The sequence below is a fragment of the Pseudonocardia kujensis genome, assembly GCF_021283305.1.
In the GTDB taxonomy this organism is placed as follows: Bacteria; Actinomycetota; Actinomycetes; order Mycobacteriales; family Pseudonocardiaceae; genus Pseudonocardia; species Pseudonocardia kujensis.
In genome coordinates this window covers 1-24,937 of record NZ_JAJSOK010000052.1, presented here as the reverse complement: position 1 = coordinate 24,937, position 24,937 = coordinate 1, and the positions used below count along the sequence as shown (strand labels likewise).

At 72.8% G+C, this 24,937-nt stretch carries 19 protein-coding genes and 1 pseudogene; 5 read left to right on the top strand and 15 right to left on the bottom strand.

The window, feature by feature from the left end:
* Window positions 1–76 precede the first annotated feature (76 nt).
* Together LWC35_RS28035 and mtnA are read right to left on the bottom strand one after the other, a co-directional pair.
* Window positions 77–1,219: an MFS transporter gene (locus tag LWC35_RS28035; protein ID WP_232873267.1), complete on the bottom strand. Its 1,143-nt coding sequence runs from the start codon at window positions 1,217–1,219 to the stop codon at window positions 77–79.
* A 10-nt stretch (window positions 1,220–1,229) separates the two neighbouring features.
* Window positions 1,230–2,150, bottom strand: a complete 921-nt coding sequence (gene mtnA, locus LWC35_RS28030) for an S-methyl-5-thioribose-1-phosphate isomerase (RefSeq protein WP_269804948.1) — start codon at window positions 2,148–2,150, stop codon at window positions 1,230–1,232.
* Window positions 2,151–2,266: 116 nt separating this feature from the next.
* On the opposite strand from mtnA, the gene LWC35_RS28025 reads away from it, so the two are divergent.
* Together LWC35_RS28025 and LWC35_RS28020 are read left to right on the top strand one after the other, a co-directional pair.
* Window positions 2,267–3,322: a gamma-glutamylcyclotransferase family protein gene (locus tag LWC35_RS28025; protein ID WP_232873265.1), complete on the top strand. Its 1,056-nt coding sequence runs from the start codon at window positions 2,267–2,269 to the stop codon at window positions 3,320–3,322.
* Window positions 3,323–3,479: 157 nt separating this feature from the next.
* Window positions 3,480–4,886 (top strand): MFS transporter, encoded by a 1,407-nt coding sequence (locus LWC35_RS28020; protein WP_232873264.1) that lies wholly within the window; start codon window positions 3,480–3,482, stop codon window positions 4,884–4,886.
* A gap of 64 nt (window positions 4,887–4,950) precedes the next feature.
* Here the strand turns inward: LWC35_RS28020 and LWC35_RS28015 are convergent, their stop codons facing one another.
* The 6 genes from LWC35_RS28015 to LWC35_RS27990 form a co-directional block, all read right to left on the bottom strand.
* Complete coding sequence (locus LWC35_RS28015) at window positions 4,951–6,066, bottom strand: amidohydrolase family protein (RefSeq protein WP_232873263.1); 1,116 nt, start codon at window positions 6,064–6,066, stop codon at window positions 4,951–4,953.
* A 127-nt stretch (window positions 6,067–6,193) separates the two neighbouring features.
* Window positions 6,194–7,879, bottom strand: a complete 1,686-nt coding sequence (gene groL / locus LWC35_RS28010; RefSeq protein ID WP_232873262.1) for a chaperonin GroEL — start codon at window positions 7,877–7,879, stop codon at window positions 6,194–6,196.
* Between the two features lie 126 nt (window positions 7,880–8,005).
* Window positions 8,006–8,377 carry a propane 2-monooxygenase effector subunit MimD gene (gene mimD, locus LWC35_RS28005; RefSeq protein WP_232873261.1) on the bottom strand — a complete coding sequence of 124 codons (372 nt, stop codon included), beginning with the start codon at window positions 8,375–8,377 and terminating at the stop codon, window positions 8,006–8,008.
* A complete protein-coding gene (locus LWC35_RS28000; protein WP_232873260.1) occupies window positions 8,374–9,576 on the bottom strand; it encodes a ferritin family protein in 1,203 nt (400 codons plus the stop codon). The genes mimD and LWC35_RS28000 overlap by 4 nt, the downstream gene beginning before the upstream one ends.
* Window positions 9,573–10,628, bottom strand: a complete 1,056-nt coding sequence (locus tag LWC35_RS27995; RefSeq protein ID WP_232873259.1) for an FAD-binding oxidoreductase — start codon at window positions 10,626–10,628, stop codon at window positions 9,573–9,575. The genes LWC35_RS28000 and LWC35_RS27995 overlap by 4 nt, the downstream gene beginning before the upstream one ends.
* Window positions 10,629–10,829: 201 nt before the next feature.
* Window positions 10,830–12,467 carry a ferritin family protein gene (locus tag LWC35_RS27990; RefSeq protein ID WP_232873304.1) on the bottom strand — a complete coding sequence of 546 codons (1,638 nt, stop codon included), beginning with the start codon at window positions 12,465–12,467 and terminating at the stop codon, window positions 10,830–10,832.
* A gap of 339 nt (window positions 12,468–12,806) precedes the next feature.
* Between LWC35_RS27990 and LWC35_RS27985 the strand changes: the two genes are divergently transcribed.
* Complete coding sequence (locus tag LWC35_RS27985; protein WP_232873258.1) at window positions 12,807–14,693, top strand: sigma-54-dependent Fis family transcriptional regulator; 1,887 nt, start codon at window positions 12,807–12,809, stop codon at window positions 14,691–14,693.
* An 89-nt stretch (window positions 14,694–14,782) separates the two neighbouring features.
* Here LWC35_RS27985 and LWC35_RS27980 read toward each other — a convergent pair whose 3' ends face one another.
* Together LWC35_RS27980 and LWC35_RS27975 are read right to left on the bottom strand one after the other, a co-directional pair.
* Window positions 14,783–16,570: a potassium channel family protein gene (locus LWC35_RS27980; protein WP_232873257.1), complete on the bottom strand. Its 1,788-nt coding sequence runs from the start codon at window positions 16,568–16,570 to the stop codon at window positions 14,783–14,785.
* Window positions 16,571–16,605: 35 nt separating this feature from the next.
* Window positions 16,606–16,989: a winged helix-turn-helix transcriptional regulator gene (locus tag LWC35_RS27975; RefSeq protein ID WP_232873256.1), complete on the bottom strand. Its 384-nt coding sequence runs from the start codon at window positions 16,987–16,989 to the stop codon at window positions 16,606–16,608.
* A 78-nt stretch (window positions 16,990–17,067) separates the two neighbouring features.
* Between LWC35_RS27975 and LWC35_RS27970 the strand changes: the two genes are divergently transcribed.
* Window positions 17,068–18,369: an MFS transporter gene (locus tag LWC35_RS27970; RefSeq protein ID WP_232873255.1), complete on the top strand. Its 1,302-nt coding sequence runs from the start codon at window positions 17,068–17,070 to the stop codon at window positions 18,367–18,369.
* Window positions 18,370–18,436: 67 nt separating this feature from the next.
* Here the strand turns inward: LWC35_RS27970 and LWC35_RS39625 are convergent, their stop codons facing one another.
* The 5 genes from LWC35_RS39625 to pdxH all read right to left on the bottom strand — a co-directional run bounded on the left by LWC35_RS39625 (window position 18,437) and on the right by pdxH (window position 24,573).
* On the bottom strand, window positions 18,437–19,189 hold the full coding sequence (locus LWC35_RS39625; protein ID WP_269804943.1) for a sunset domain-containing protein: 753 nt from the start codon (window positions 19,187–19,189) through the stop codon (window positions 18,437–18,439).
* Between the two features lie 94 nt (window positions 19,190–19,283).
* Window positions 19,284–20,672, bottom strand: coding sequence for a cryptochrome/photolyase family protein (locus tag LWC35_RS27960; RefSeq protein WP_232873254.1), 1,389 nt, complete (start codon window positions 20,670–20,672; stop codon window positions 19,284–19,286).
* Between the two features lie 108 nt (window positions 20,673–20,780).
* Complete coding sequence (locus tag LWC35_RS27955) at window positions 20,781–22,088, bottom strand: citrate synthase (protein WP_232873253.1); 1,308 nt, start codon at window positions 22,086–22,088, stop codon at window positions 20,781–20,783.
* Window positions 22,089–22,283: 195 nt separating this feature from the next.
* A complete protein-coding gene (locus LWC35_RS27950; protein ID WP_269804946.1) occupies window positions 22,284–23,573 on the bottom strand; it encodes an MFS transporter in 1,290 nt (429 codons plus the stop codon).
* Window positions 23,574–23,919: 346 nt separating this feature from the next.
* Window positions 23,920–24,573 carry a pyridoxamine 5'-phosphate oxidase gene (gene pdxH, locus LWC35_RS27945; protein WP_372463117.1) on the bottom strand — a complete coding sequence of 218 codons (654 nt, stop codon included), beginning with the start codon at window positions 24,571–24,573 and terminating at the stop codon, window positions 23,920–23,922.
* Between the two features lie 224 nt (window positions 24,574–24,797).
* Between pdxH and LWC35_RS27940 the strand changes: the two are divergent.
* Window positions 24,798–24,937: pseudogene (locus LWC35_RS27940) on the top strand (citrate synthase); the annotation flags it as partial.

Here is a 24,937-nt window from a genome sequence, read left to right as displayed (position 1 = left end):
GTCGTCGTTCGCGGGACCCCGACGGCGTCGAGAGCCGGAGGGCTCCAGGGCCGGCGGGGTCGGGACCGCGACGGTGTCAGGGGGCCCGGCGGCGGGTGAGCGGCAGGACCGCGAGGAGCAGGAGGGCCGCCGCGCCGAAGGCGGCGCGGAAGCCGAAGGGCTCGGCGATCGCCCCGAGCCCGCTCGACCCGGCACCGGTGCCGGCGTCGAACCCGATGTTCCAGGCCGCGCTGGCGGCGCCGTAGCGCGCGGGTCCGGCGGCGGCGAACAGCGAGACCAGCGAGTCGTTCTGCACCAGCCCGAAGCCGGACCCGACGGCGAACGCGCCGACGACCAGCAACCAGGCCGCGCCCCCGACCGACAGGACCTCGACCCCCATCCCCGCCGCGGCGAGCAGCGTGCCGGGCAGCAGCAGCCGACCCGGCCCGTGCCGGTCGACCAGCCCGCCGGCGAGCCCACGGCCGAGGACGCCGCCGAGCGCGACCGCGAACAGGGCCAGCGGAGCCGCCGCGGTCGTCGACGGCGCGGCCAGCGGCAGGAACGTCACCAGGCCGCCCTGGGCCACCGAGCAGGCGAGCATCGCGGCCATCGGTCCGACACCGCTGCGCCGGCTCCGGACCACGGCGGCGCCGAGCTCCGCGGGGTCCTGGACGCGCGGCTCGGCGGCGGACGGCCGGCCGGCCCGCAGGAACGGGGTGGCGGCGGCCCCGAGCAGCGGCGCGATCCCGGCCGCGAGGAACACGCCGGTGAACCCGAGCAGGTCGACGGTCGCGACGCCGAGCGGCAGCAGGACCAGCTGCGGGATCCCGATCGCGTACCCGTACCGCGCCGACGCGCGCCCGTGCTCGGCGGGCCGCACCAGCTCCGCCACGAGCGCGCTGCCGGCCACGGTGAGCAGCCCGAACCCGATCCCACGCACGGCAGAGATCAGCAGCACCGGGCCGAGCTCGGCCGTGAGCAGCAGGAACGGCGTCGGCGCCCCGAGCAGCACGAGCCCCGCGCCCAGCACGACCCGGTAACCGACGCGCCGCAGCAGGGCGGGCACCGCGAGCTGGGTGGCGACCGTCGTGGCCATCAGCACCCCGGTCGTCGTCCCGGCGCCGAACTCGCCCGCGCCCGCGCGGCTGACCCACAGCGGCAGCACCGGGAGCAGCAGGGCGTGCCCGCCGAACCCGAGGACGGTCACGGCGAGCATCAGCCGGAAGGCCGCGGTCCGCATCGCCGGCTCCTCAGGGCCGCCACGTGCGGGTGTCGGTGACGATCGCGGTCACGAGGTCCGCGGGCGTGACGTCGAAGGCCGGGTTCCAGGCGTCGGCCCCGGCCACGACCTCGGCGGCGTCGCGCTCCTCGATCTCGATCGCCGCGCCGTCGGGCGTCGCGGCGTCGACCGTGGTCTCCGGGGCCGCGACGACGAACGGGATCCCGGCCCGCGCCGCCGCGAGGGCCAGCGGGTAGGTCCCGATCTTGTTGGCGACGTCGCCGTTCGCGGCGATCCGGTCCGCCCCGACCAGCACGGCGTCGACCAGCCCCCGCGCGATCACGGACGCCGCGGCGCCGTCGACCACCACCCGGTGCGGCACGCCGAGCGCCTGCAGTTCCACGGCGGTGATGCGCGCGCCCTGCAGCAGGGGCCGGGTCTCGTCGGCCACCACCAGCTCGACCCGCCCCGAGGCGTGCAGGGACCGCACCACCCCGAGCGCGGTCCCCCACTCCACGCAGGCCAGGGCCCCGGCGTTGCAGTGGGTGTGCAGCCGCAACGGGCGCTCGCCGCACAGCTCGCCGAGCAGGGCGGCGCCGCGGGCACCGATCGCGCGGCAGGCGGCGACGTCCTCGTCCCGGAAGGCGTGCGCGGCCGCCAACGGGTCCGGGGCGGCCAGGGCCCGTTCGACGCCCCGCCGCAGGTTGACGGCCGTGGGCCGGGCGGAGGCGATCCGCTCGGCGTCCTCGCGCAGGTCGCCGCCGTTCCGGGCCGCCAGCGCCACCCCGTACGCCCCGGCGACGCCCAGTGCCGGGGCCCCGCGCACGACGAGCCGCCGGATGGCGTCGACCAGCCCGGCGACGGTCGTGACCTCCACCCGGTGCACCTCGGGCAGCCGGGTCTGGTCGACCAGCACGATCCGGTCGCGCTCCCAGGTGATCGTGGGCGGCAGGTCCCGCGGGACGGTGGAGGACACGCCTGCACCTTCTCAGATCCGGCCGGGGCGGCACCCGGGGTCATGGCGGTCATCGCGGCCACGAGGCACGACGTGGCCCCATACTGCGGGGGATGCCCGACTTCCCCGACGCCGCGTACCCCGCCGCGCCGTACCCGGGGGTCGTGCCGGACCGCTCGTTCGTGCACGTCGACGGCGGCGGGTTCGCACTGGCCCCCGACCCGTCGGCCCGCTCGTCCTGGCGGGTCGGCGACACGGATCTGGACGCCTGGCTCGCCGGCCGCGGTGCGCCCCCGCTCGCCGCCCGGGTCCCGTTGCTGACCTACGGCTCCAACCGCAACCCCGCCAAGATCGGTTGGCTGCGCCGCGAGCTCGGACTGGGCGGGCCCGTCGTCGTGCTCCGGGCCCGGACGACCGGGCTCACCGCCGTGTGGGCGCACGGCCTGCGCGTGGTCGACGACCAGCGGCCGGCGGTGCTGGCCGCCGGGCCGGGCCTGGTCGAGGAGCACTCGGTGTGGTTCGCGACGCCCGAGCAGGTGGCGGTGCTCGACGTCTGCGAGGGCCGCTCGTCCGGGCGGTACCGCCTGGCCCGCGTCCGCACCGGCGAGGTGCGCACCGAGGACGGCACCCTGCTCGACGACGTCCTGGCCTACCTCGGGCGGGCCGGCATCCGCCGCCCGCTGCTGGTCGACGGGGAGCCGGTGCGCTGCACCGACCTCCCGCAGACCGCGGCCCGGGTGCTGCGCGGCGAGCAGGCGCCGTCCGACGGGCTCGACGCGACCACGCTGGCCGGCGCACCGGTTCCCGACTCCTGGCCCGCCCGGCTCTTCGTCTACGGCACCCTGCAGCCCGGCGCACGCTCCTGGCACCTGCTCGCCGGGGCCGCCGCCGGGCCTGCCGAACCGGTGACGGTCCCCGGGACGTTGCTCGACACCGGTCTCGGCTACCCGGCGATGCTCCGCGACGCCGGTCGCGGGGTGCCCGGCCACCTCGTCCCGCTGCGCGATCCCGCCGCGCTCCTCCCCCGGCTCGACCGGTTCGAGGGCCCCGGCTACGTGCGTGTCCGCGTCGCCACCCCCGACGGACGATCGTGTTGGACGTACGTATGGACCGCTCCCACCCACGGCTTCCGCCCCGTCGAACGGTGGAGCGCACCTCACCGCGCGTAGCCGGACGCGGGCCCGTGACCGCCCTCTCAGAGCAGGACGGGTTCCCCGGTACGGACCCGCCGCGGCAGGTTTAGCGGCTGGTCGTCCCGGCGCCACGTCCTGCACGCGATGTCGACCTCACCTAGCGTTGTTCCGCAACCGAGGGGCAGGAGGCGTGATGAGCGAACGCGGCGACGCGACGCCGGGGGTGCAGGAGGCGGACACCAAGACCGTCCGCCGGGCCGTCTCCGGCGCTGCCATGGGCAACGCGATCGAGTGGTACGACTACGGCGTCTACGGCTACCTGGCGACCGTGATCAAGCAGGTGTTCTTCCCCGACGCCAGCCCGGCGGCGGGGACGATCCTGGTCTTCGCGGGCATCGCGATCCCGTTCGTCCTGCGACCACTGGGCGGCATCGTCCTCGGCCCACTGGGCGACCGGTTCGGCCGCCGCCAGGTCCTGGCCCTGACGATCCTGCTGATGTCCGGCTCGACCTTCTGCGTCGGGCTGATCCCGAGCTACGCCACGATCGGCATCTGGGCGCCCGTCCTGCTGCTGTTCTTCCGGCTGGTGCAGGGCTTCTCCACCGGCGGCGAGTACGGCGGCGCGGCCACGTTCATCGCCGAGTACGCCCCCGACCGGCGGCGCGGCTTCTGGGGCTCGTTCCTGGAGTTCGGCACGCTCGGCGGCACCATCCTCGGTGCGGTCCTGGCCACCGCCGTGCAGCTCGGCTTCGACGAGCAGACCCTGCAGAGCTGGGGCTGGCGCATCCCGTTCCTCGTCGCGGGCCCGCTGGGCCTCATCGGCTTCTGGCTGCGGAGCAAGCTCGAGGACACGCCGTGCTTCCAGGCCGCCGAGTCCGAGGGCAAGACGACCACCAGCCCGTTCAAGGAGGTCGTGGCGAACGTCTGGCCGCAGATCCTGCAGCTCATCGGTTTCGTCGTGCTGCTCAACGTCGCCGACTACATCCTGCTGACCTACATGCCGACCTACCTCACCCAGGTGCTGGGGATCAGCGACACGGAGTCGCTCCTCGTGCTCATCGGCGTGATGATCGTGATGATGGCCCTGATCGCGCCGGTCGGCTCCCTGTCCGACCGGGTCGGCCGCAAGCCGCTGCTGCTCGCCTCGGCGATCGGCTACCTGGTGCTCGCGATCCCGGCGTTCCTGCTGCTGGGCCAGAAGTCGGTGTTCCCGGTGATCGTCGGGCTGGTCATCGTCGGCGGGCTGCTGCTGCTCATGCTCGGGACGATCGGGTCGGCGCTGCCGGCGATGTTCCCCACCCGCAACCGGTACGGCGGCTTCTCCATCGGCTACTCGACGTCGACGGCGGCCTTCGGCGGCACCGCGCCCCTGATCGTCTCCGCGCTGATCGCCGGGACCGGCAACGACCTGATCCCGGCCTTCTACCTGATGGGCGCCGCGGTGGTCGCGATCGTGCCGATCCTGGTCATGCCGGAGACGGCGCGGGTCTCGCTGGCGCACCCGACGCGGATCCCGGGCACGGACAAGTTCGTGCCCGACCGCACGCCCGCGATGGCCGGGGCGCCGACCCCGGGCAAGGGCGGGCGCGCCGGGTCCTGACCGTCCTGCACCGACGGCCCGGCCCCCACCTCGGGGTCCGGGCCATCGGCGTGACGGGGTGCCGTCAGCGTGCGCGGGCGACGGAGTGCGCGACGAGCGCCTCCGGCACGGGCAGCCGGTAGAGCCGGGCCGCGTTGGCGCCCAGCACACCCTGTACGGCGGCGGGTCCGAGCCCCCGCGCGAGCAGCGCCGACGCCGTCTCCTCGACGAGCCGCTCCGGTCGGACGAGCGGATAGCCGCTGCCGAACAGCAGCCGCTGCGGTCCGAAGGCGGCCAGCAGCGCGTCGAGCGCCTCCCCCGCCTCCCGCGGGTGGGTGCGCAGGCCGGCGAGGACCTCGGTGAGCAGCACGTGCACGCCGGGCAGCTGCGCGAGCCGGGTCAGCACCGGTGTCGGCAGCCAGCCCGAACCCAGCACGAAGCGCACCCGCGGCAGCGTCGAGACCAGCACGCGGACCTGGTTGGGATCGATGCGCCCGGCGGGGGCCGGCCGGGTGTCCCGCTCCCGGACCGGCAGCGCCGACCCCGAGCGCACCGGCTCGGCCCAGCTGGGCCAGCGGGCGCGGATGCGTCCCGACCCCGTGGGCCGGTCCGGGACGCCGCCGTGGCTCCAGACGGGAGCCCCCGCGGCCGGATGTGCGACCGCCCCGACGCCGAGGTGCACCACCGCGGCGCCCCCCTGCTCGACGACCCGGCCGAGCGCCCGGCGCAGGGCCGGGTCGTCGAGCTCGAGGCGGGCCTCCGGGCGGGTCCCGGACGTCAGGGAGAGGCCGCGGAGGTCCTCCCGCTGCACCCGGGCGGCGATCCCGCGCCGGCCGCCCTCGTCGGCGGGATCGAGCTCACCGGTCACGGCGAACCGGCCGGCGAGCCCCTCAGCGAGCTCCGCGGACCAGGCCGACGGCGCGAACCCGAGGACGAACAGCGACCCCAGCCCGAGCGGCTGCAGCACCGCCCGGTCCACGTGTCCCCGGCCCAGCAGGTCGGAGACCAGGGAGCGCTCCCCGACCGCGGCGAACTCGTCGAACGGAATGGGTCGCGGGGTCCGGTCGAGGACGCGGTGCCGGTGGTGGAGGTCGGCGACAAACTGCTCGCCCGCCGGGCCCGCCTGGTTGTGCGGGCTGCCGTCCCACGCGTGCACGTGGGCGTCGACGACGACGTAGCGTTCCCCGCCGACCTCGTACACCGCGCCTCTCCCGTCGCGTTACGGAACCATAGTGCGCATTCGGACCGGCATTTCGCGCATTATGGTTCCATAATGCGCTCCAGCGACTCGCTTTCGCGCATTATGGTTCCATGATGCGGGGGCCGGCTCAGCCCACCGACGGGCCGAGGCCCAGGGACTGCGGCGTCGACGAGTCCGGGCTGGGCTGCGGGATGCCCTCGTCGAGCGGCCCGAACTCCGTCATCAGCGCCTTGTTCCACGGCGTCTGCTCCTCCGCCACCAGCGAGTTGGTGGTGAGGATCAGGCCGGCCACGGAGGCGCCGTTCTGCAGCGCGGAGCGCACGACCCGCAGGGGGTCGATGATCCCCATCTCGACCATGTTGCCGAAGCGGCCCTGCAGGGCGTCGAAGCCCTCGTCCACGCCCAGGTCGGTGACCTGCTTGACGACGTCGGCGCCGTCGTACCCCGCGTTGGACGCGATCAGGTGCACGGGCTCGGACAGCGCGGCCCGCACGATCTCGACGCCGATCCGGTAGTCGCCGTCCACGTCCAGCCCGTCGAGCGCGGACTCGGCGTGCAGCAGCGCCGACCCGCCGCCCGCGACGATGCCCTCGGCCATGGCGGCCCGGGTCGCCTGCAGCGAGTCGTCGACGCGGTGCCGGATCTCCTTGAGCTCCGCGTTCGTCGGCGCGCCCACGGAGATGATGGCGGCCTTGCCGGAGAGCCGGGCGATGCGGTCGTTGAGCCAGTCCTCGTCCGTGCCGATCGTCGCGCGCGCCATCTCGGCCCGCAGCTGCGAGAGCCGCCGCTCGACGGCCTCCTTCGAACCGTGCCCGCCGATGAACACGCACTGCTCGTTGGTGGCCCGGACCTGCGTGGTCCGGCCGAGGTGCTCGGTCGTCATCTGCTCCAGCGCGAAGCTCGACGCCTTGGAGTGCACCTTGGCGCCGGTCAGCGCGGCCAGGTCCTCCAGCAGGTGGATACGCTTCTCGCCGAACCCGGGCGCCTGGATGGCGGTGACCTTGAGGTGCCCATTGACGTGGTTGTGCACCAGCATCTGCAGTGCGGTGCCCTCGACCTTCTCGGCCACGATGACCAGGGGCCGCGGGTCGCGCATGAGCTTCTCGAGCACCGGCATCAGCTGCCGGACGTCGGTGATCTTCTCGGCGGACAGCAGGATGTACGGGTCGTCCAGGACGGCCATCATGGAGCCCGGGTCGGTGACCAGGTAGGGCGAGACGTAGCCGTTGTCGAACTCGAAGTCCTCGACGAAGTTCACGCTCAGCCCGAGGACCGGGCCGTCGTCGACGGAGATCACGCCGTCGTCGCCGACGGTGTGCAGGGTCTTGGCGATGACCGAGCCGATGGTCTCGTCGTCGTTCGCCGAGATGGCGGCCACGCGGGACAGGTGCTCGAGCGAGTCGACGGGGTGCGCCACGGCGGCGAGCTTCTCGACGATCCGGCCGACGGCGAGGTCGATGCCCCGCTTGACCAGCACGGGGTTCCCGCCGGACTGGATGGCCTTCATGCCCTCGCGGACGATGGCCTGGGCCACCACGGTCGCCGTGGTGGTGCCGTCGCCGACGGTGTCGTTGGTCTTGATCGCCGCTTCCTTGAGGATCTGCGCGCCCATGTTCTCGAAGGGGTCGCGCAGGTGGATCTCGCGGGCGATGGTCACGCCGTCGTTGGTCACCTCGGGCGTGCCGGTGATCTTCTCCAGGACGACGTTACGGCCTTTCGGGCCGAGCGTGCTCTTGACGGCCTCGGCGAGCTGGTCCACCCCGGCCTGGAGCGCCCTTCGGGCGTCCACGCCGAACTTGAGTTCCTTGGCCATGACTTCGGTCCTCCCGGACTATCGAGAACTGCGTTGGTCAGCCGCGCGGGTGCGGATCAACAGCCCGCGGGTGGCGGCGGCCCTCGACGGAGCCGCCGCCACCGCGGGGGTGAGGAGCGGAGGTGGTTACGAGACCGGCTTCAGGTCGAAGTCGATGTACTCGGCCGCGTCCTCGGGGTTGGCGAACATGATCGTCTTGTCGTCGAGGTGGACCATGCGGCCGTAGTGGGTGGACATCGCCTCCTCGAACTCGGCGGCGTTGAACCAGCCCTCCTCCTCGCCGGCCTCCTCGTCGACGTCGGCGTAGACGAGCTCGAACTTGCCCTGGCCGTCCACCCGGATCATCGAGGGCAGGTCCTGCACCTTGACGTTGTCGAGCCGGCGCAGGACATTGGCGATCAGCACCCCGACCTGGCTGTTCATCAGGGTGAAGCCGCACATGTTCGACGCGGTGTTGTCGGCCTTGAACGGGCTCTCGGAGGTCTTGAAGGCGGTCACTGCTTCAGCTCCTCGGGGGTGTCGAGATTGAGGTCCCGGCAGATGCCGGCGAACCGGTTCTTGGCACGGTCGAGGGCGTCCTCGAACCTCGGGGGCTTGTGGTCGGCCTGCGACCACATCGGCTGCATCGTGCGGGCCGCCTCCAGGGCCTGCGGCACCCAGTGCGAGAGCCAGCCCTGCATGAGTCCCTTGTTGTGGTCGGCGAACTCGCGGTCCTCGTTCAGCGGGCCGAAGCAGGCGATCGTCCAGCGCAGGTCGCGCTGGGCGTAGTCGAACTCGCCGGCACCCATGACGGTCGGCGTCACGAAGTCGCCGTTGCCGGCGGCGGACTGCATGACCAGGTTCGACCGGAAGAGCTCGCCGATCAGCGGCTCGAACACGACGTTGGCGGCGAAGATCGCCTCGCCCCAGTCGTCCTGCACGGCCGTGAGGGCCTCGCACACCTTCCGGGCGCCCTGCCACTCGGCGTCGGAGTTCCACGCCTCCAGGTGGGCGGTGCCGTCGAAGCCGTCGATCTCCTCGGTGAGCGTCAGGTTGTAGAGCGCGAGGTCCTGCGCGAAGCGGATCTTGCGCGTGCTGTTCACGGCCATCGCCGTGTTGTGCATGTTCGTCGGGCCGGAGCGCTCGTTCGCGGCGAAGACGTACAGGCCGAGGATGTGCTCGATGTGCATCCACGCGCCGACGTTGCGCTCGACGAAGCGGATCCAGTTCGGCGTCCAGAGGTCGAAGGCCTTGGCGTTGCGGGCGTTCTCGACGTTCTGGGTGAGCTGCCGGACGACGTTGGCGTTGTACCGGTAGAGGCTCTGCTCCCACTCCTCGTTCGGGTCGCGGAACTCGTGCCAGCCGTGTGCCGGCCAGTTCTGGACGTGCATGGAGCCCGTGCCGACGCCGCGCGGCGGCTCCGGCTCGTCGACGCCCCAGGCCTTGAGCTTCGTCCAGTGCAGCGGGTAGCCCCTGCTCCCGTCGGCGAAGCCGTAGATCCAGCCCTGCGACAGGTAGTGCCGCGGGTCCGGCTGGACCTCGACGGTCACGTCCTCGTAGTGGGTCTGCTTGCGCTTCGCCGGGTTGAAGTAGTTGTAGCGCCGAGCGGCGGGGCTCGAGTCGGGGAACTCCTTCGCACCCGCCTCGGCGTCCGTGAACACGGGCTTCGGAACGCTGCGCTCGGTCGGGGTCGAGGGATTGCTCTCTGTGGTGGTCACTGCCCGTCCTCGCCTTCCTGCTCACCGGTCGTGGTGAACTTGTCGTAGAAGATGTTCTGCTCGCGCACGCCCAGTGCGGTCAGCGTCGCGATCGCCGCGTCGACCATGGGCGGCGGACCGCAGACGTAGGCATCTGCTCCTTCCAGGTTCGGTTCCAGGGCCTGGACCACCTCGGTGATCAGGCCCGTGTGGCCTTCCCACGGCTCGCCCTCCGCCGGCTCGGACAGGGCGGGCACGTAGCGGAAGTCGGGGATCTTCTCGGCGAGCGCGTGCAGCTCGTCCTCGAAGCAGAGATCGCGGGCGGTGCGGGCCCCGTAGTAGAAGGTCGCCTTGCGCTCGACCCCGCGCTCGGCCATGGACCGCAGCAGTCCGAGCACGGGGGCCATGCCGGCCCCGCCGCCCACGAAGATCAGGTTCGACGTGCGGTTCTCCCGGAGCGTGAAGGTCCCGAAGGGCGCCTCCACCTCGAGCCGGTCCCCGACCTGGATCTTGTCCGCCAGGTGCTCCGAGAACAGGCCGCCCGGGTAGATCTTGATGACGAACTCGTAGATCCCCTCGCGGTTGGGGGTGTTCGCCATGGAGAAGGACCGCGTCTCCTCGGTACCGGGGACGACGAAGTCCATGTACTGGCCGGGGAAGAACTTGATCTCGTCCGGCTCCAGGAGCTTGACGACGAGGTGCCGCATGTCGTGCGTGACCGCCTCGTTGGACAGCACCTCGACCACGCCCCGACGCAGCGGCAGTCCGCCCCGGATGATCTCCTCGTCGTAGTTGAGGAGCTCGATGACCAGGTCCTCGTAGGCGTGCGCCCGGCAGAGCAGGGTCTGGCCCTCCTCCTTCTCGTAGTCCGGCAGCGCGAACGTCGAGTAGCTGTCGAGCTCGATGTCCTCGCCCTCGAGGACGAACGACTTGCAGGCCGCACACTGACCTTCCTTGCAGCCGTGCATGAGCTGGACACCGTTCTCGGCGGCGGCGCGCAAGATCGTCTGACCCTCGTCGACCTCGATCTCGATGCCGACGGGCTCGAAGCGCACCACGTGTTTCTCGCCCAAGGGGAGGACCACCTCTCGTCTCGGTTGGCCAGCACCCGCGGGCGGGGCCCACCATCACTCCACTGTGGACGGTGACGGTCGCGGGAGACCCCTGGCCCGCGGGTGCGACGTACTGCCGGGTGGGCCCGCCGGTGGGCGGGGTCGCACCCGAGCGGGGGAAGGACCGGAGGACCCGGTCCTCCCCCCTCGCCTGACCCGCGCTCAGGCGTCCTTGGGAGCCGGCCGGCCGGCCGGGCCCTGGCGGTTGTAGTCCGCCTTGAACGCCTCGCGCTCGGCGTCCGTCATCTCGTTCAGCAGGACGTTCGGGCTCTGCAGATGCGGCATGCGCCGCATGTGGTCGAGCGTCCACATCTTCTTCGGGTCGAGGTTCAGGTGCGGCTGCGCGGTCATGGTCTTGCCGTCGTCGCGGACGAAGCCCATGTCCTTCACCACGTCGGCCCAGTTCCAGCCGTGGTAGAGCGTCTCCCACTCGCGGTGGCCCACGAGGCGACCCATGTTCGGGGTCTCGCGGCCCTGGTACGTCGGGCGGAACGCCTCGGCGTCCGTCCAGCGGCAGACCTCGTGGCAGTACGTGCGCCACTGGCCGTCGACCTCCTGCATGACCATGTCCTCACGCACGAGGCAGGGCACCATGCAGGTCCAGCAGCGGTGCGGGTACACGTAGTCGACGTCCTCGGCCACGATCGCGTTGTGGCCGTTCGGGAGGGCGAGACGGTTGTAGTTCTCCCACCACTTGCCGTACTTGTCGTACCAGCCCGGGTACTTGTACTCGAACCACTCGAAGTCCTCGTCGGTCATGCCGTCGATGCGCCAGTAGTTGGCGAGCCAACCGGTGGCGAAGAACTGCGCGACCTCGTGGACGTAGCCCTTCTCCCAGATCTGCTTCCAGGACTCCTCGACCAGGTCGTGCGGGATGACCAGGCCGTACTTCTCGAGCGGCAGCAGGTAGGAGCGGTAGTAGTCGTCGTAGATCCAGCGGCGCCACATCTCCGCGTACGACTCGCGGTCCTTGCGGCGGTCCTTCGTGCCGTACTCGATGAAGGTGCCGATGGCGGCGTCGACGACGCGGTGGTTGTTCCACCACGCGTAGCGCAGGTCGCGCTCGAGCAGCTGGCGGTTGTCCTCGTCCGACAGCGCCATGAGCAGCGTGGCGTAGCCGTTGGAGATGTGCCGCGACTCGTCGGACTGCACCGAGTGGAAGACCGTGGGCAGCAGGTAGTCGCCGTTGGCCGCCGCCTCGGCCGGCATGGCCACGAACAGGGTGTTCGTGAACGCCGTCTCGGCGACGATCGTCAGGTAGATGCTGGCCGCGGTGATCGCGTCACCGGTGATGAAGCCTTCCGCGAACTGGCGGCCGATGGTGCCGCAGTAGTCCGTCTGGAAGTTCCGCAGGCTGTTGTTGAAGCCCGCCGGGTCGATGTAGTTGTTCATGTACAGGCGCTTGAGGTTCTGCTGGATCGTGCTGTGCCGAACCTCGTCGATCATCTGGATCGCCTGGCCGTTGTGCAGCTCCGGGTTCGGGACCGCGTGGAACAGCATCGGCATCGAGCGCGCCGCGGAGATCTCGGGCAACGGGATGATCGACAGGAACAGCTTCTGCCACTCCAGCCAACGCTCCTGGACCTGACGGAACATGTTCCCGCGGATGGCCCCGTCCTGCGCGCCGTAGACGCGGTGGTCCTTCTCCTCCTCCATCGGGAAGTAGGACCGCAGGACCTGCTTGAGCGGGTCCTTCTTCGCGGCCTTCCGGAAGGTGTAGTCGGTTCCGTACTTCATGTACGGCTCGTGGTACTGCGGCTCCCAGGCGAGTTCCTGGATCTTCTGGTGAGCCTTCGCCAAACTCTGCCGACTCACGTCGTCTCCTCACGGTGGTGGGGTGAGAGCGCACAGAGCTGACGCCGCCGGCCGGCGCGGGAGCCCGCGACGCTGTCGGGCTCTGTGCCCGAGGTGGGCCGTGCGGTGCCGGGAGTGCGCCCCGTCACAGCTCGCCTCGTGCCAGGAATCACACCGCCGACCCCCCTGACCTGCGGTCTCAATATGAGACGGTGTGGGGCTGACCAGCCCCTTCCGGGTCCGGCGGTCCGCCTCTAGCGTGGTCGGAGTCCGGGCGGTACCGTCCGGGCCGATCCCGGCTGCGCCGCCACCGCGGACCACAGCTGCTCCGAGAAGGGCAACCGGTTGGTCGAGCAGAACGAACGCGCCATCCACCACGAGGCGCCGGACGGCGAGGATGCGTCCGAGCGCCGCTCTCCCGTGCCCGTCGGCCCCGCTGTGGTCGGCCGTGCCGCCGAACGCGTGGCCGTGGCCCGCGAGGCGTTCCTCCATTTCGAGGAGCCCGACCCGAGCATCGTGCGGGCGCCGATCCTGGCCTCGTGGACGCGCTCGCGGCAGTTCTCGGTGCCGAGCGACCACCTCGAGCTGCCGTACGAGAGCGACGCCGAACCGGACACACCGCTCATGCGCGCCGCGCGGCCCGTCATCGAGGACATCGCCGACCAGTTCGCCACCGAGCCGGTCAGCGTGATCCTCTGCGATGACGAGGGCGTGGTCATCGACCGGCGCACGGGCGACAGCGCGCTGCGCCGCCACCTCGACCGGATCTGGCTGGCCCCGGGCTTCAGCTACGCCGAGCAGTACGTCGGCACCAACGGCATCGGCACCGCGCTGGAGGGACGCGCGCCCGCCCAGGTGTTCGGGCACGAGCACTACGTCGAGCACCTCGAGGACATGGCGTGCGCGGGCGTGCCGATCCACCACCCCGTGAACGGGAAGCTGCTCGGGGTGCTGGACCTGACCTGCTGGCGCAACGAGGCCAGCGCGATGATGGCGGCGACCGCCGTGACCATCGCGCGTCGCATCGAGGAGACGCTGCTCGAGCAGTCCGGGCGGCGCGAGCTCACCCTGATGCACGACTACCTGTCCGCGTGCCGCCGCGGCCGTGGCGCCGTGTTCGCCGTCAGCGACGACCTGCTGATGATGAACGACCGGGCCCGCGAGCTCATCGACCCGTCCGACCAGGTGCCGCTGCTCGCCGAGGCCACGGACGCGATCCGCAGCGGGCGGCGCCGGCAGCTGCTCGTCGACCTGCCCAGCGGCACCACGGCCCGGGTGCAGTGCCGGCCGAGCTGGGCCGAGGGCGGGCTCTCCGGTGGGATCCTGCAGGTCCAACTCGTGTCGCGGGCGCCGCTGCACGGGCGCCCGTCCACGCCGTCGATCACCACGGCGCTGCCGGCCGCCGTCGGGTCCGGGGCGCTGTGGACGAAGTGCGCCCAGGCCGTCGACCGGCACTTCCGGATGAACGAGTGGCTGGTCCTCGAGGGCGAGAAGGGGTCGGGGCGGACCACGCTGGCCCGCGCCACCCACCAGCTGCACTCCCCCGCAGGCCACGTGCGGGTGCTCGACGCCGTGCACTGCGGGCCGCGGTGGATCGCCGAGGTGTCCGACGAGCTGCACACCGGCGGCGGGACGCTCGTCCTGCAGCACCTCGACGCGCTCTCCCCCCAGCACGCGCTGGCCCTGGCCGACGCGCTCGAGCCCTACCGCGAGTCGACCGACCCCGAGCGGCAGTGGGTGGTCGCCACCCGGTCGCGCACGTCGGAGCCGGACTCGCCCGAGCTCACCGAGCTGCTCGGGTGCTTCCCCCGCAGCATCGAGGTGCCGCCGCTGCGCCACCACATCGAGGACGTCGCCGAGCTGGTGCCGTACCTGCTCGCGCGGCTCACCCGGGGCGCGGACCTGCACTGCTCGCCCGAGGCCATGCGGGTGCTGATGCGCAACCGCTGGCCGGGCAACGTCGACCAGCTCTACCAGGTCCTGCGCAAGGTCGTCGCGCGCCGGCGCACCGGCACGGTCCGCCCGGAGGACCTCCCGCCCGAGACGCGGGCGATCACCCGCCGGGTGCTCACGCCGCTCGAGGCGATCGAGTGCGACGCCATCGTCGACGCCCTGCTCGACACGGACGGCAACAAGGCCGAGGCCGCCCGGCGGCTCGGGATGTCGCGGGCCACGATCTACCGCAAGATCCGCGGCTACGGCATCTCCATGCCGGACGGCTCGGAGGTCTGAGCTCGGGGTCCGGGCTCCCGGGAGCGGTCAGGAGCCGGCGAGGTCGTGCGGGCCGGAGGCGGGGTCGACGGAGGTTCGGCCCGTTGTGGCTACGGCGCCGACGTCTGGCCCGCGGGACGCAGCAGGGCGAGCAGCTCGGAGTAGGGGCCCACGACGTACGCCTCGTCGCCCGTGGCGAACCGCGTGTCCCGGCGGGGCGGGTGCTCCAGCGTCCCCGCGTCCGCACGGTGCAGGGCGACGACCCGGGTCCGGGCGGACAGCTCGCGCATGGCCACGCCGTCGAGCCCGGCGCCGACCCGCAGCCGGCCGACCATGAACGGTGTGCGGTCGACGTAGAACGTGCCCAGCACGTCGAGCCCCAGGGCGGCGCCGACGAACCACGGGGCGGCCAGCGCCGCCGTCGAGCGGACGTACCGGAAGGCGAAGCCCTCCTCGACCGCCGCGGACAGGTCCTCGTCGAACACCCGCAGCACCACCGGGACCACGGGCCAGCGGTCACGGAGCTGGTCCCGGACGGCGAGGCCCGCCTCGACGTTGACGAGGTCGTCGCTGGTCAGCACAGCGACGGCGGCGGCCTCCCGCAGGTTGACCGAGGTCAGGACCGCGGCGTCGGTCGCGTCGCCGGTGACCACCGGGACGCCGAGCTCGCGGGCGCGCGCGAGGTGCCGGTTCGCCGGGTCGCGCTCCAGGACGACCGGCCGGGCGCCCGCCGCGAGCAGGCCCTCCAGCACCCCGATCCCCACCGCCCCGAGCCCGACGACGATCACGTGCCCGCGCATCGCGCCGATCCGCCGCCGCCCGACCGACCGCTCGATCCTGCTGCTCACGAGCAGCTGGGTGAGCAGCGCGAACAGCACCGCGGCCAGCACCACGCCGAGGAACATCATCCCGATCGCATAGACGCGCAGCCAGGTCGCCTGCTCGGCGAAGGAGAAGTCACCGTAGCCGACCGTGCCGATGGTCTCGACGCTGAAGTACACGGCGTCGACCCAGGTCATGTGCGAGCCGTCCGCCTTGACGTAGCCCGACCGCAGCACGAACACGGAGGCGGCGAACAGCAGGAGCAGCACACCCGCGGTGACCTTCAACGGGCGTTCGGCCTCGGCGAGCAGGGTGCGCAGGACCGTCAGCACCGTCGCCCGGCCGCCCTCCTCGTCCCGGCGCACCGCCCGCACCGCCCCGGACGACCGTGCCCCGATCCGGGCGGGGGTGGCCGGGACCGGCTCGACCGGGGTCCCCGCGGCCGCGAACTGCTCCGCGGTGCCGATCAGGGTGACGCGCGCGCCCGCCGGCACGCGGTGGTCGCGCCCCGGGCAGATCTCCTGCTCCCGGCCGGCGCCGGCCACCGCGAGCGGGGCGAGGTCGGCGAACAGGGCCCGCAGGGTGCCGGCCCGCGGCGCCTCCAGGGTCGCGACCACGAACACCCGGTCACCCATCTGGACCGGGTGGGGACGCTGCCCGAGGCACGCCTCCACGACCGACGGTGCGGACAGCGCCGCCACGTCGAGCACGCTCTGCCGGCCGGTCACCTCGGCCAGCGCCCGCCCGACGGCCCGGTTCGCCACCCGCACGACCAGCCGCGCCGCGGGGGCGAGCCGGCGCGCGAGCAGGGCGGTCTCGGTGGCGACCAGGTCGTCGTCGGGGACCACGACGACCGCTGCGGCCCGCTCCACCCCGGCCTCGACCAGGGCGTCCCGCGGGCGGCCGGTGACCCGCGGGACCTCCCAGACCCCGAGGAGGTGCTCGGTGACCGGCTCCGGTTCGTCGCCGCCGTCGACGACCACGACCTCGATCCCCGCGGCGTGCAGCTGCTCGACGGTCCGGAACCCGACGGCTCCGATTCCGCAGACGACGACGTGTCCCGAACGCTCGGCCATGACCCGGAGTCTCGCCGCTGCGGGTGACGGCCGGGTCACACGTGGGCGGCGTCGTACTCCGCACGGGCGGCATGGACGTAGGCCTGGTGACGCTTGGCCCAGTCCGTGAGCAGGGACAGCGTCTCGGTGAGCTCGTGCGCCGCCGGGGTGAGCCGGTACTCGACCTTGGGCGGGACGGTGGGGTGGACGGTCCGGGTCAGCAGACCGTCCCGCTCGAGGTTGCGCAGGGTCAGCGTCAGCATCCGCCGGCTGATGTCCGGGATACCGCGCTCGAACTCGGTGAACCGGACGACACCCTCGGCCCCGCAGAGCGTGAGCACGCCGATCGCCCACTTCCCGCTCACCCGGTCGAGCACCTCGTTCAGCGGACAGATCGCCTGCAGCGCCGCATGGGGCACATCGGTGTTCCCCTGGGACATGAAAGTGCCTTCTTCCCTGCTCGCAACCCGTGACGAAGCATGACCTCCGTTACTGATCGTGCACCACGGGAGGCCGTCATGACAGCACCGCAGGCCCGGCGGGCGGGGACGGGCGCCCGGCTGGTCCTGCTGGCCGTGACCCAGTTCCTCGTCGCCACCGACTTCGACATCGTGTTCGTCGCGCTGCCGAGCATCGGCCACGACCTGGGCTTCGACGCCGAGGGGCTGCAGTGGGTCGTCTCCGCCTACACGGTGGCGCTCGGCGGGCTGCTGCTGCTCGGCGGGCGGGCCACCGACCGGCTCGGGGCGCGGCGCGTGTTCGTCTCCGGGCTCGTGCTGTTCGGGCTGGCCTCGCTCGCGGGCGGGCTCGCGACGACGCCGGGCCGGCTGCTCACGGCGCGGGCGGTGCAGGGGATCGGGGCCGCGCTGCTCACCCCCGCCACGCTGCGCCTGCTCGCCGTCGGGTTCGCCGAGGGGCCGGAGCGCAACCGGGCGTTCGCGGTGTGGGGCGTGGCCGGGAGCACCGGCGCGGCGGTCGGTGCCGCGGGCGGCGGGCTGCTGACCTCGGCCTTCGGCTGGGAGGCGGTGCTGCTGGTCGGCGTGCCGGTCGCGCTGGTCGCCGCCGCGCTCGCACCCGTGCTGCTGCCCGCCGACGGCCCGCGGGTGCGGGGGCCCTTCGACCTGCTCGGCGCCGCGCTCGCCACCGTCGGCTCGACGCTGCTCGTGCTCGGGATCGTCGACCGGTCGGCGGTGGTGGGCCTCGGCGTCGTGCTGCTGGGGGCGTTCCTGCTGGTCGAGCGCCGGGCGCCGGAGCCGCTGCTGCCGCGGGTGTCGCGGGCACTGCTCGCGCCCACCCTCGCCGCGCTGCTGTTCATGGGGGCGGTCGGCACGGCGTACTACCTCATCACCACCCAGCTGCAGGACGTCCTGGGCTTCACGGTGCTCCAGGCCGGCGCCGCGTACCTGCCGCTCAGCGCGCTCAGCATGGCCGGGGCGGGGTGGGTGTTCCCGCGGCTGGCGGCGCGGATCGGGGCCGGCCGCACGCTCGTCGTGGGGATGGCGGGGCTGGGCGTCTCGCTGGCGGTGCTGGCCCTCGGGCTCGGCGGCTACGCCACGATGCTGCCCGGGTTCGTCTGGGCCCTCTTCGCCGGCATCGCCTTCCCCGCGGTGTTCCGGACGGCCGCCGCCGCGGTCCCGGGGTCGCGGCAGGGCGTGGCCGGGGCGCTGGTGGCGACCGCGCAGTACGTCGGAGGGGCGGTCGGGCTGGCGGTGCTGCTGGCGTCGACCGACACGGCGTTCGCGGCCGGTCTCGGTGCGGCCGCCCTGGCGTTGCTCGCGGCGCTGGTGGCGGCGGTGCTCGGCGCCGGTCGGTCGCGATGATCCGCATCCGGGCAGGGGAACGGTCGATCGTCGAACGTTCTGCTGCCCGTACGTGGATGTTCGGCGTTCAGCTCGGGCGGGGCTTCGGCTTCCACTCGGTGAAGCCCGCACGCTCGGCGTCCTCGGCGGTGCGGAACCACGCCGCGGGCTTGGTCCGGCCGAAGTACGGACTCGACGGCGGGTGGAACAGCATCGACGTCGCGTTGCCCTTGATCGTGAAGTCCGGGCTCGGGGCGGAGCCGTCGGGCAGCGGAGCCGCGGAGCCGGGACCGTAGGGGCCGTCGGGCACGACCTCCTCGGCCGCGGGCGGCTGCTCCTCCGGGCCGGGCTTCGCGGGCTCCTCAGAGGTCGCCCGGGGCGGCGGCGCGGGCTTCTCGGCAGGCTTCTCGGCGGGCCTCTCGGTGGGCCTCTCGGACGTCGCAGGCCGTGTCGGCGCCGGCCTTTCGGGCGGCCCGGGCTTCTCGGCCGGGGGTTCCGGGGCCGGCCGGTCGCCGATCGGGGTCTCGGTCCCGGGCAGCAGGCTCTCCGGAGCGCGACCGTTGTGGAGCGCGCCGTTCGCGGCCGAGCCGTTCACCGTGCCCGAGCCCTTCACCGTGCCCGACCCGTTCACCGCGGCGGCGCCTCCGCGGGCACCGACGGCCACGGACTCCCGCCCGGCCTCCGCCGCGGACGGGGTCGCGACGGCGCGTGCCCACTGGTCGCGCACCGGCCGGCCCGCGCCGCAACGCCGCCAGAGCACCCATGCACCGGCTGCCCCGGCCGCTCCCGCCGCCCCGAGCAGCAGGATTCCGCCGCGCCTGCGGTTCCGTCGGTCGGCCATTCCGGGCTCCCCTCGTCGGTGCTGGCCACACCCTAGAGTTCACCCGTCGGCCACGTCGGTGGCCCCGGCCCTCACGGCCCGATCGTGCCGGACGTCAGGACCGCGCCTGCTTGACCCGCTCGTAGCGGGCGAGCGCCTCCTGCCGCTCGGCCTTGTGGTCGACGATCGGCTCGGGATAGCCCGCCGGGACACCGTCGGGCAGCGCCCAGGGCTGGTGCACCGCCTTGCCCACGATCCCGCGCAGCTCCGGCACGTACCTGCGCACGTAGTCGCCGTCCGGGTCGAACTTCTCCCCCTGCGTGACCGGGTTGAACACCCGGAAGTACGGCGAGGCGTCCGTCCCGCTGCCCGCCGTCCACTGCCAGCCGTGCTGGTTGGAGGCCAGGTCGCCGTCGACCAGCAGCTGCATGAAGTGCCGCGCGCCCCACCACCACGGCAGGTGCAGGTCCTTGACCAGGAACGACGCCACGACCATCCGCAGCCGGTTGTGCATCCACGCCTCGGCGCGCAGCTGGCGCATGCCGGCGTCGACGATCGGGAAGCCGGTGCGGCCCTCCTTCCAGGCCTCGAAGGACTCCTGCGCCGTGCGGCCCGAGGCGAGGGGGAGGGCGTCGAAGGCGCGGTCGTAGTTCTTCCGCGCGGAGTCGGGCCGCTGGAACAGGACGTCCGCGTAGAACTCCCGCCAGGCGATCTCGGTGCGGTAGGTGTCGGCGCTCGCGGACCGCCTGCAGCCGAGGTCGGCGAGCAGCGTGCGCGGGTGCACGCAGCCGTACTTCAGGTACACCGACATCCGCGAGGTGGCGGGCCTGTCCGGACGGTTGCGGTCGTCGCCGTAGTGGTCCACGCCGTCGTCGAGGAAGTCCGCCCAGGTCCGCAGGGCCGCCTCCTCGCCGGGCGCGGGGAGCGCGGCCTCGACCGGGACGTCGTCGGGGATCCGCACCGCCCGCGGCCCGCCCTTCTCGTCCGCGGGGTCCGTCCAGGACACGGTCGCGGCGGAGGTGTCGGCGGGGGCGCGCCAGCCGTGGTCGGTCCACGCGCGACGGAACGGGGTGAACACGCGGAAGGGGTCGCCGTCGGACTTGCGGACCCGGCCGGGCGCGACGGCGTAGGGCGAACCGGTGCGCACGAGCTCGCGGCCCGCACCGGACAGGGCCTTCTCGACGGCCTCGTCGCGGCGGTGCCCGTAGGGCCCGAAGTCCGCGGCGACGTGCACCGCGCCGGCGCCCACGCCCTCGGCGACCCGGGGCACGACGTCCGCCGGGTCCCCCTTCACGACCAGCAGCTTCCCGCCGAGGGCGGCGTCGAGCTCGCGCAGGCAGCCGTACAGGAACGTCAACCGCGCCGCGCCGCTCGGCCCCGTCAGCGCGGGATCGAGCACGAACAGCGCGAGCGACTCGTCCGAGGAGTCCGCCGCGGCCAGGAAGGTGGGCTGGTCGCCGACCCGCAGGTCACGCCGGAACCAGACGACGGAGCGCTCGGACATGGGCCGACGCTAACGGCGGCCCGGCGAACCCGCGCGCCGAACACGCACCCGCCGGGGACGCGAACGGCCCTGCCCGACGACAGGGCCGTTCGTGCAACGGGCGAGGCGTCAGCGGGAGGACATCTCCGTGTAGTCGCGCTCGGTGGCGCCGATGTAGAGCTGGCGCGGGCGGCCGATCTTGTTGGCCGGGTCGCCCATCATCTCCCGCCAGTGCGCGATCCAGCCGGGCAGCCGGCCGAGCGCGAACAGGACCGTGAACATCTTGGTCGGGAAGCCCATGGCCCGGTAGATCACGCCGGTGTAGAAGTCGACGTTCGGGTACAGCTTGCGCTCGACGAAGTAGTCGTCGGCGAGGGCCTTCTCCTCGAGCTTCATCGCGATGTCGAGCAGCGGGTCGGTCACGCCGAGGGCCTTGAGCACCTCGTCGGCGTTCTGCTTGACGATCTTCGCGCGCGGGTCGTAGTTCTTGTAGACCCGGTGCCCGAAGCCCATCAGCTTCGCGCCCTTCTCCTTGTTCTTGACCCGCTCGACGAAGGCGTCGACGTTGCCGTCCTCGACGTCCTGGATGCGGGTGAGCATCTCGAGGACCGCCTGGTTCGCCCCGCCGTGCAGCGGGCCGAACAGCGCGTTCACGCCGGCGGAGATCGACGCGAACAGGTTGGCCTGCGACGAGCCGACGAGCCGGACCGTCGACGTCGAGCAGTTCTGCTCGTGGTCGGCGTGCAGGATCAGCAGCGTGTCGACGGCCTTGGCCATCACCGGGTCGACCTCGTACGGCTCGGCCGGGAACCCGAAGGTCATGCGCAGGAAGTTCTCGACCAGGCCCAGCGAGTTGTCCGGGTAGAGGAAGGGCTGGCCGACGGACTTCTTGTAGGCGTAGGCCGCGATGGTGAAGACCTTGGCCATCAGGCGGACCGTGGACAGCTCGACGGCCTCGTCGTCGAACGGGTCCAGGGAGTCCTGGTAGAAGGTCGACAGCGCCGAGACCGCCGACGACAGCACCGGCATCGGGTGCGCGTCACGCGGGAAGCCGTCGAAGAACCCCTTGAGGTCCTCGTGCAGCAGCGTGTGCCGGCTGATGTCGGTGGTGAACTTGTCGAGCTGCGCCTGGGTGGGCAGCTCGCCGTAGATCAGCAGGTAGCTGACCTCCAGGAAGGTCGACCGCTCCGCGAGCTGGTCGATCGGGTACCCGCGGTACCGGAGGATGCCGGCGTCGCCGTCGATGTAGGTGATCGCGGAGGCGCAGGCGGCCGTGCTGGTGAAGCCGGGGTCGAAGGTCGTCATCCCGGTCTTCGCGAGGAGCTTGCTGACGTCGACTGCCGAAGCACCCTCCGTCGGCGCCTTGATCGGCATCTCGTGCTCGCCGCCCGGGTACGTGAGGACGGCGGTGTCTGTTCCGGCGGACTCGTCAGCCATGTGGAGGTTCCCTCTCACACTCGTTTCTTCTGCGTTGGACGCCACGCTAGTGCGCCACGGCGCATCCGTACCGTTCGACGGATCCGCGTCACGTCCCGAGGCGGTAAGGATCACTCCGCAGGACGGTTCTTACGGTGCCCGGGTTCATGGTGGTCCCCCGAGGGTAGGACGGCATCCCCTGGTCCTCACCGGCCGTCACCGGCGGGTGTCGAGCGGCACGCGATAGTCCCAGAACTCGCGGAACCGGAACACCACCGCGACGGTCACGACCACGACGGCGACCCCGCCGATCCACGCGGCCGCCCCGGGCCCGACGGCCGCGGCCGCCGGTCCGTGCCAGAGGTCCGCCAGCCGGGGCCCGCCGGCCACGACGACCGCGAACACACCCTGCATCCGGCCGCGCATCTCGTCCGTGGCGACCGACTGCAGGATCGAGTTCCGGTACACCGAGCTGACCAGGTCGCCCGCTCCCGCGACGGCCAGCGCGATCACCGCGAGCCACAGCGAGGAGGTGAGCCCGAAGAAGGCGACGCCGACGCCCCAGACGCAGATCGCGACCGTGACCGCGACGCCCTGCCGGGACACGCGCTGCAACCACCCGGAGAACACCCCGCCCGCGACCATGCCGATCGGGATCGCCGCGAACAGCAGGCCCAGCGCGAAGCCGCCGCCCGGGGGGTCGCCGAACACGGTCTGGCTGATCTCGGGGAACACCACGCGCGGCATGCCGAAGCCCATCGCGATGACGTCGACCAGGAACGAGACCAGCAGGATCCTGTGCAGCGCGGCGTAGCGGAAGCCGTCGGCAATCTGCCGCAGCCCCGCCTTCGCCCGTTCCCCGGTGGCCTGCGGCGGCACCGCGGGCAGCCGGAACGTGGCCCAGAGGGTGGCCAGCAGGAAGATCGCGTCGAACAGGTAGAGCGTGCCCAGGCCGACGACCGGGATCAGCACGCCGGCCAGCAGCGGCCCGACGATCGCGCCGAGCTGCACCACGGTCATGTTCAACGCGTTCGCCGCGGGGAGCTGGGCCGCGGGCAGCAGGCGCGGGATGACGGCGGCCCGCGCGGGTTGGTTCATCGCGAGCATCGACGACTGCAGCGCGAACAGCACCAGCACGACCCAGACGTTGCCGACCCCGCTCGCCGCGACCACCCACAGCGCGAGCGAGGTGACGGCGATGCCCGTGCCGGTCAGCAGCAGCATCCGGCGGCGGTCGACCGCGTCGGCGATCGCGCCGCCCCACAGCCCGAAGATCACCAGCGGGACCAGGCCGAACGCCCCCGTCAGGCCGACGTAGGCCGACGAGCCCGTGAGCGCGTAGATCTGGGTCGGCACGGCGACGACCGACATCTGCGCGCCGATCGTGGTGACGACGCCGGCCACCCACAGCCGCCGGTAGGCCGGCGTCCGCAGCGGTGTGGTGTCGGCGAAGGTGTTCCGGGCCAGCCCGGCCAGCCGGGTGCGCACGGTGCGCCCCTCGGGCAGCTGGGCCGTGGTCGCGTCGGGGTCCACCGGGACGCGGCGGGTGTCGCCGTCGCCCGCGCCCCGGACCTGCCGGGTCGGCGCGTCCGGGCCCGTGGTCAGGCGTTCGGTGTTCGCGTCGGCCGGACCGGGCGCCGGCACGGTGAACGGGTCCGCCCGCGGGTCGCGGGCGGGCCGGGTGGGCGGCTCCGGCGCCGGCCGCGGGGGCTCGGCGGGCAGCGGATCCGTGGGCTGGTCCGGGCCCGGACCCCGACGGGGACGACTCACGTTTCCACAGGTACCACGCCCGTCCGACACGTTCGGCGCCCCGTCGGGCTCCGAACCGGACACCAGGGGTCGAACCGGGCGGCTACGGCGCCAGTCGCACGACCTTCCACGTCCGCGAGTCGCGGTCGCCCACGAACCGGAGCCGGTCGTGCATCCGGTTGGTGCGGCCCTGCCAGAACTCGACCTCGTCCGGCACGATCCGCCAGCCGCCCCAGTGCGGCGGCCGGGGGACGGCCTCGGTGTCGGCGAACCGGCGCTCGACGGAGGCCAGCGCGTCGTCGAGCACGCCCCGGTCGCCGACCACGACGGACTGGGCCGAGGCCCACGCGCCGAGCTGCGAGCCGCGGGGCCGGGTCGCCCAGTAGGCGTCGGCCTCGGCGTAGCTGGTCTGCTGGACCAGGCCGCGGACGTGCACCTGGCGGTGCAGCGCGTACCAGGGGAAGGTCGCCGAGGCCGCGTGGGACTGGCGCAGGTCGCGGCTCTTCGCAGAGGTGAAGTTGGTGTAGAAGACCACACCGCGCTCGTCGAGCCCCTTGCACAGCACGGTGCGCGACGACGGGCGGCCCTCCGGGTCCGCCGTCGCCAGCACCATCGCGTTGGGCTCGGCGACACCGGCCTCGCCGGCCTCGGCCAGCCAGCGCGCCAGCTGCTCGTGCCAGGTCGGGGCGAGCTGATCGACGTCGAATCCTCCGGCGCCGTAGTCGACCCGCATGGCGGCGAGCGTCAGTTCGGTCATGCGCACCTCCTCGTGGGCCCCCGACGGTAGGTGGGCGGTCCGGCCGCACGACACCCTCCGTTCGGGTCCGGTGACCGATCACACCTGAGCGGTCCGTTGTGCTCCCACGCTGGTGAGAGGCAGGGTGACGGCGAACACGCGCGCGGACCCGCGCGCAGCAGGGACACCGGCCGACGGCGCCACCCGGCGACGGTCGCCGGTGCGCGACACGTGAGGAGACCCCGGTGTCAGAAGTTCCCCCGCCCCCGCCCGGCTTCAAGTCCGGCCTCGAAGGACACGTCGCCTTCCGGACCGAGATCGCCGAACCCGACAAGGACGGCGGCGCGCTGCGGTACCGGGGCGTCGACATCGAGGACCTGGTCGG

Excerpts from the sequence above, each read along its gene's own strand:
- LWC35_RS28035 (WP_232873267.1), bottom strand. The coding sequence starts at position 1,219 with ATGCGGACCGCGGCCTTCCGGCTGATGCTCGCCGTGACCGTCCTCGGG.
- LWC35_RS28025 (WP_232873265.1), top strand. The coding sequence starts at position 2,267 with ATGCCCGACTTCCCCGACGCCGCGTACCCCGCCGCGCCGTACCCGGGG.
- LWC35_RS28020 (WP_232873264.1), top strand. The coding sequence starts at position 3,480 with ATGAGCGAACGCGGCGACGCGACGCCGGGGGTGCAGGAGGCGGACACC.
- groL (WP_232873262.1), bottom strand. The coding sequence starts at position 7,879 with ATGGCCAAGGAACTCAAGTTCGGCGTGGACGCCCGAAGGGCGCTCCAG.
- LWC35_RS27980 (WP_232873257.1), bottom strand. The coding sequence starts at position 16,570 with ATGGCCGAGCGTTCGGGACACGTCGTCGTCTGCGGAATCGGAGCCGTC.
- LWC35_RS27975 (WP_232873256.1), bottom strand. The coding sequence starts at position 16,989 with ATGTCCCAGGGGAACACCGATGTGCCCCATGCGGCGCTGCAGGCGATC.
- LWC35_RS27970 (WP_232873255.1), top strand. The coding sequence starts at position 17,068 with ATGACAGCACCGCAGGCCCGGCGGGCGGGGACGGGCGCCCGGCTGGTC.
- LWC35_RS39625 (WP_269804943.1), bottom strand. The coding sequence starts at position 19,189 with ATGGCCGACCGACGGAACCGCAGGCGCGGCGGAATCCTGCTGCTCGGG.
- LWC35_RS27960 (WP_232873254.1), bottom strand. The coding sequence starts at position 20,672 with ATGTCCGAGCGCTCCGTCGTCTGGTTCCGGCGTGACCTGCGGGTCGGC.
- LWC35_RS27955 (WP_232873253.1), bottom strand. The coding sequence starts at position 22,088 with ATGGCTGACGAGTCCGCCGGAACAGACACCGCCGTCCTCACGTACCCG.
- pdxH (WP_372463117.1), bottom strand. The coding sequence starts at position 24,573 with ATGACCGAACTGACGCTCGCCGCCATGCGGGTCGACTACGGCGCCGGA.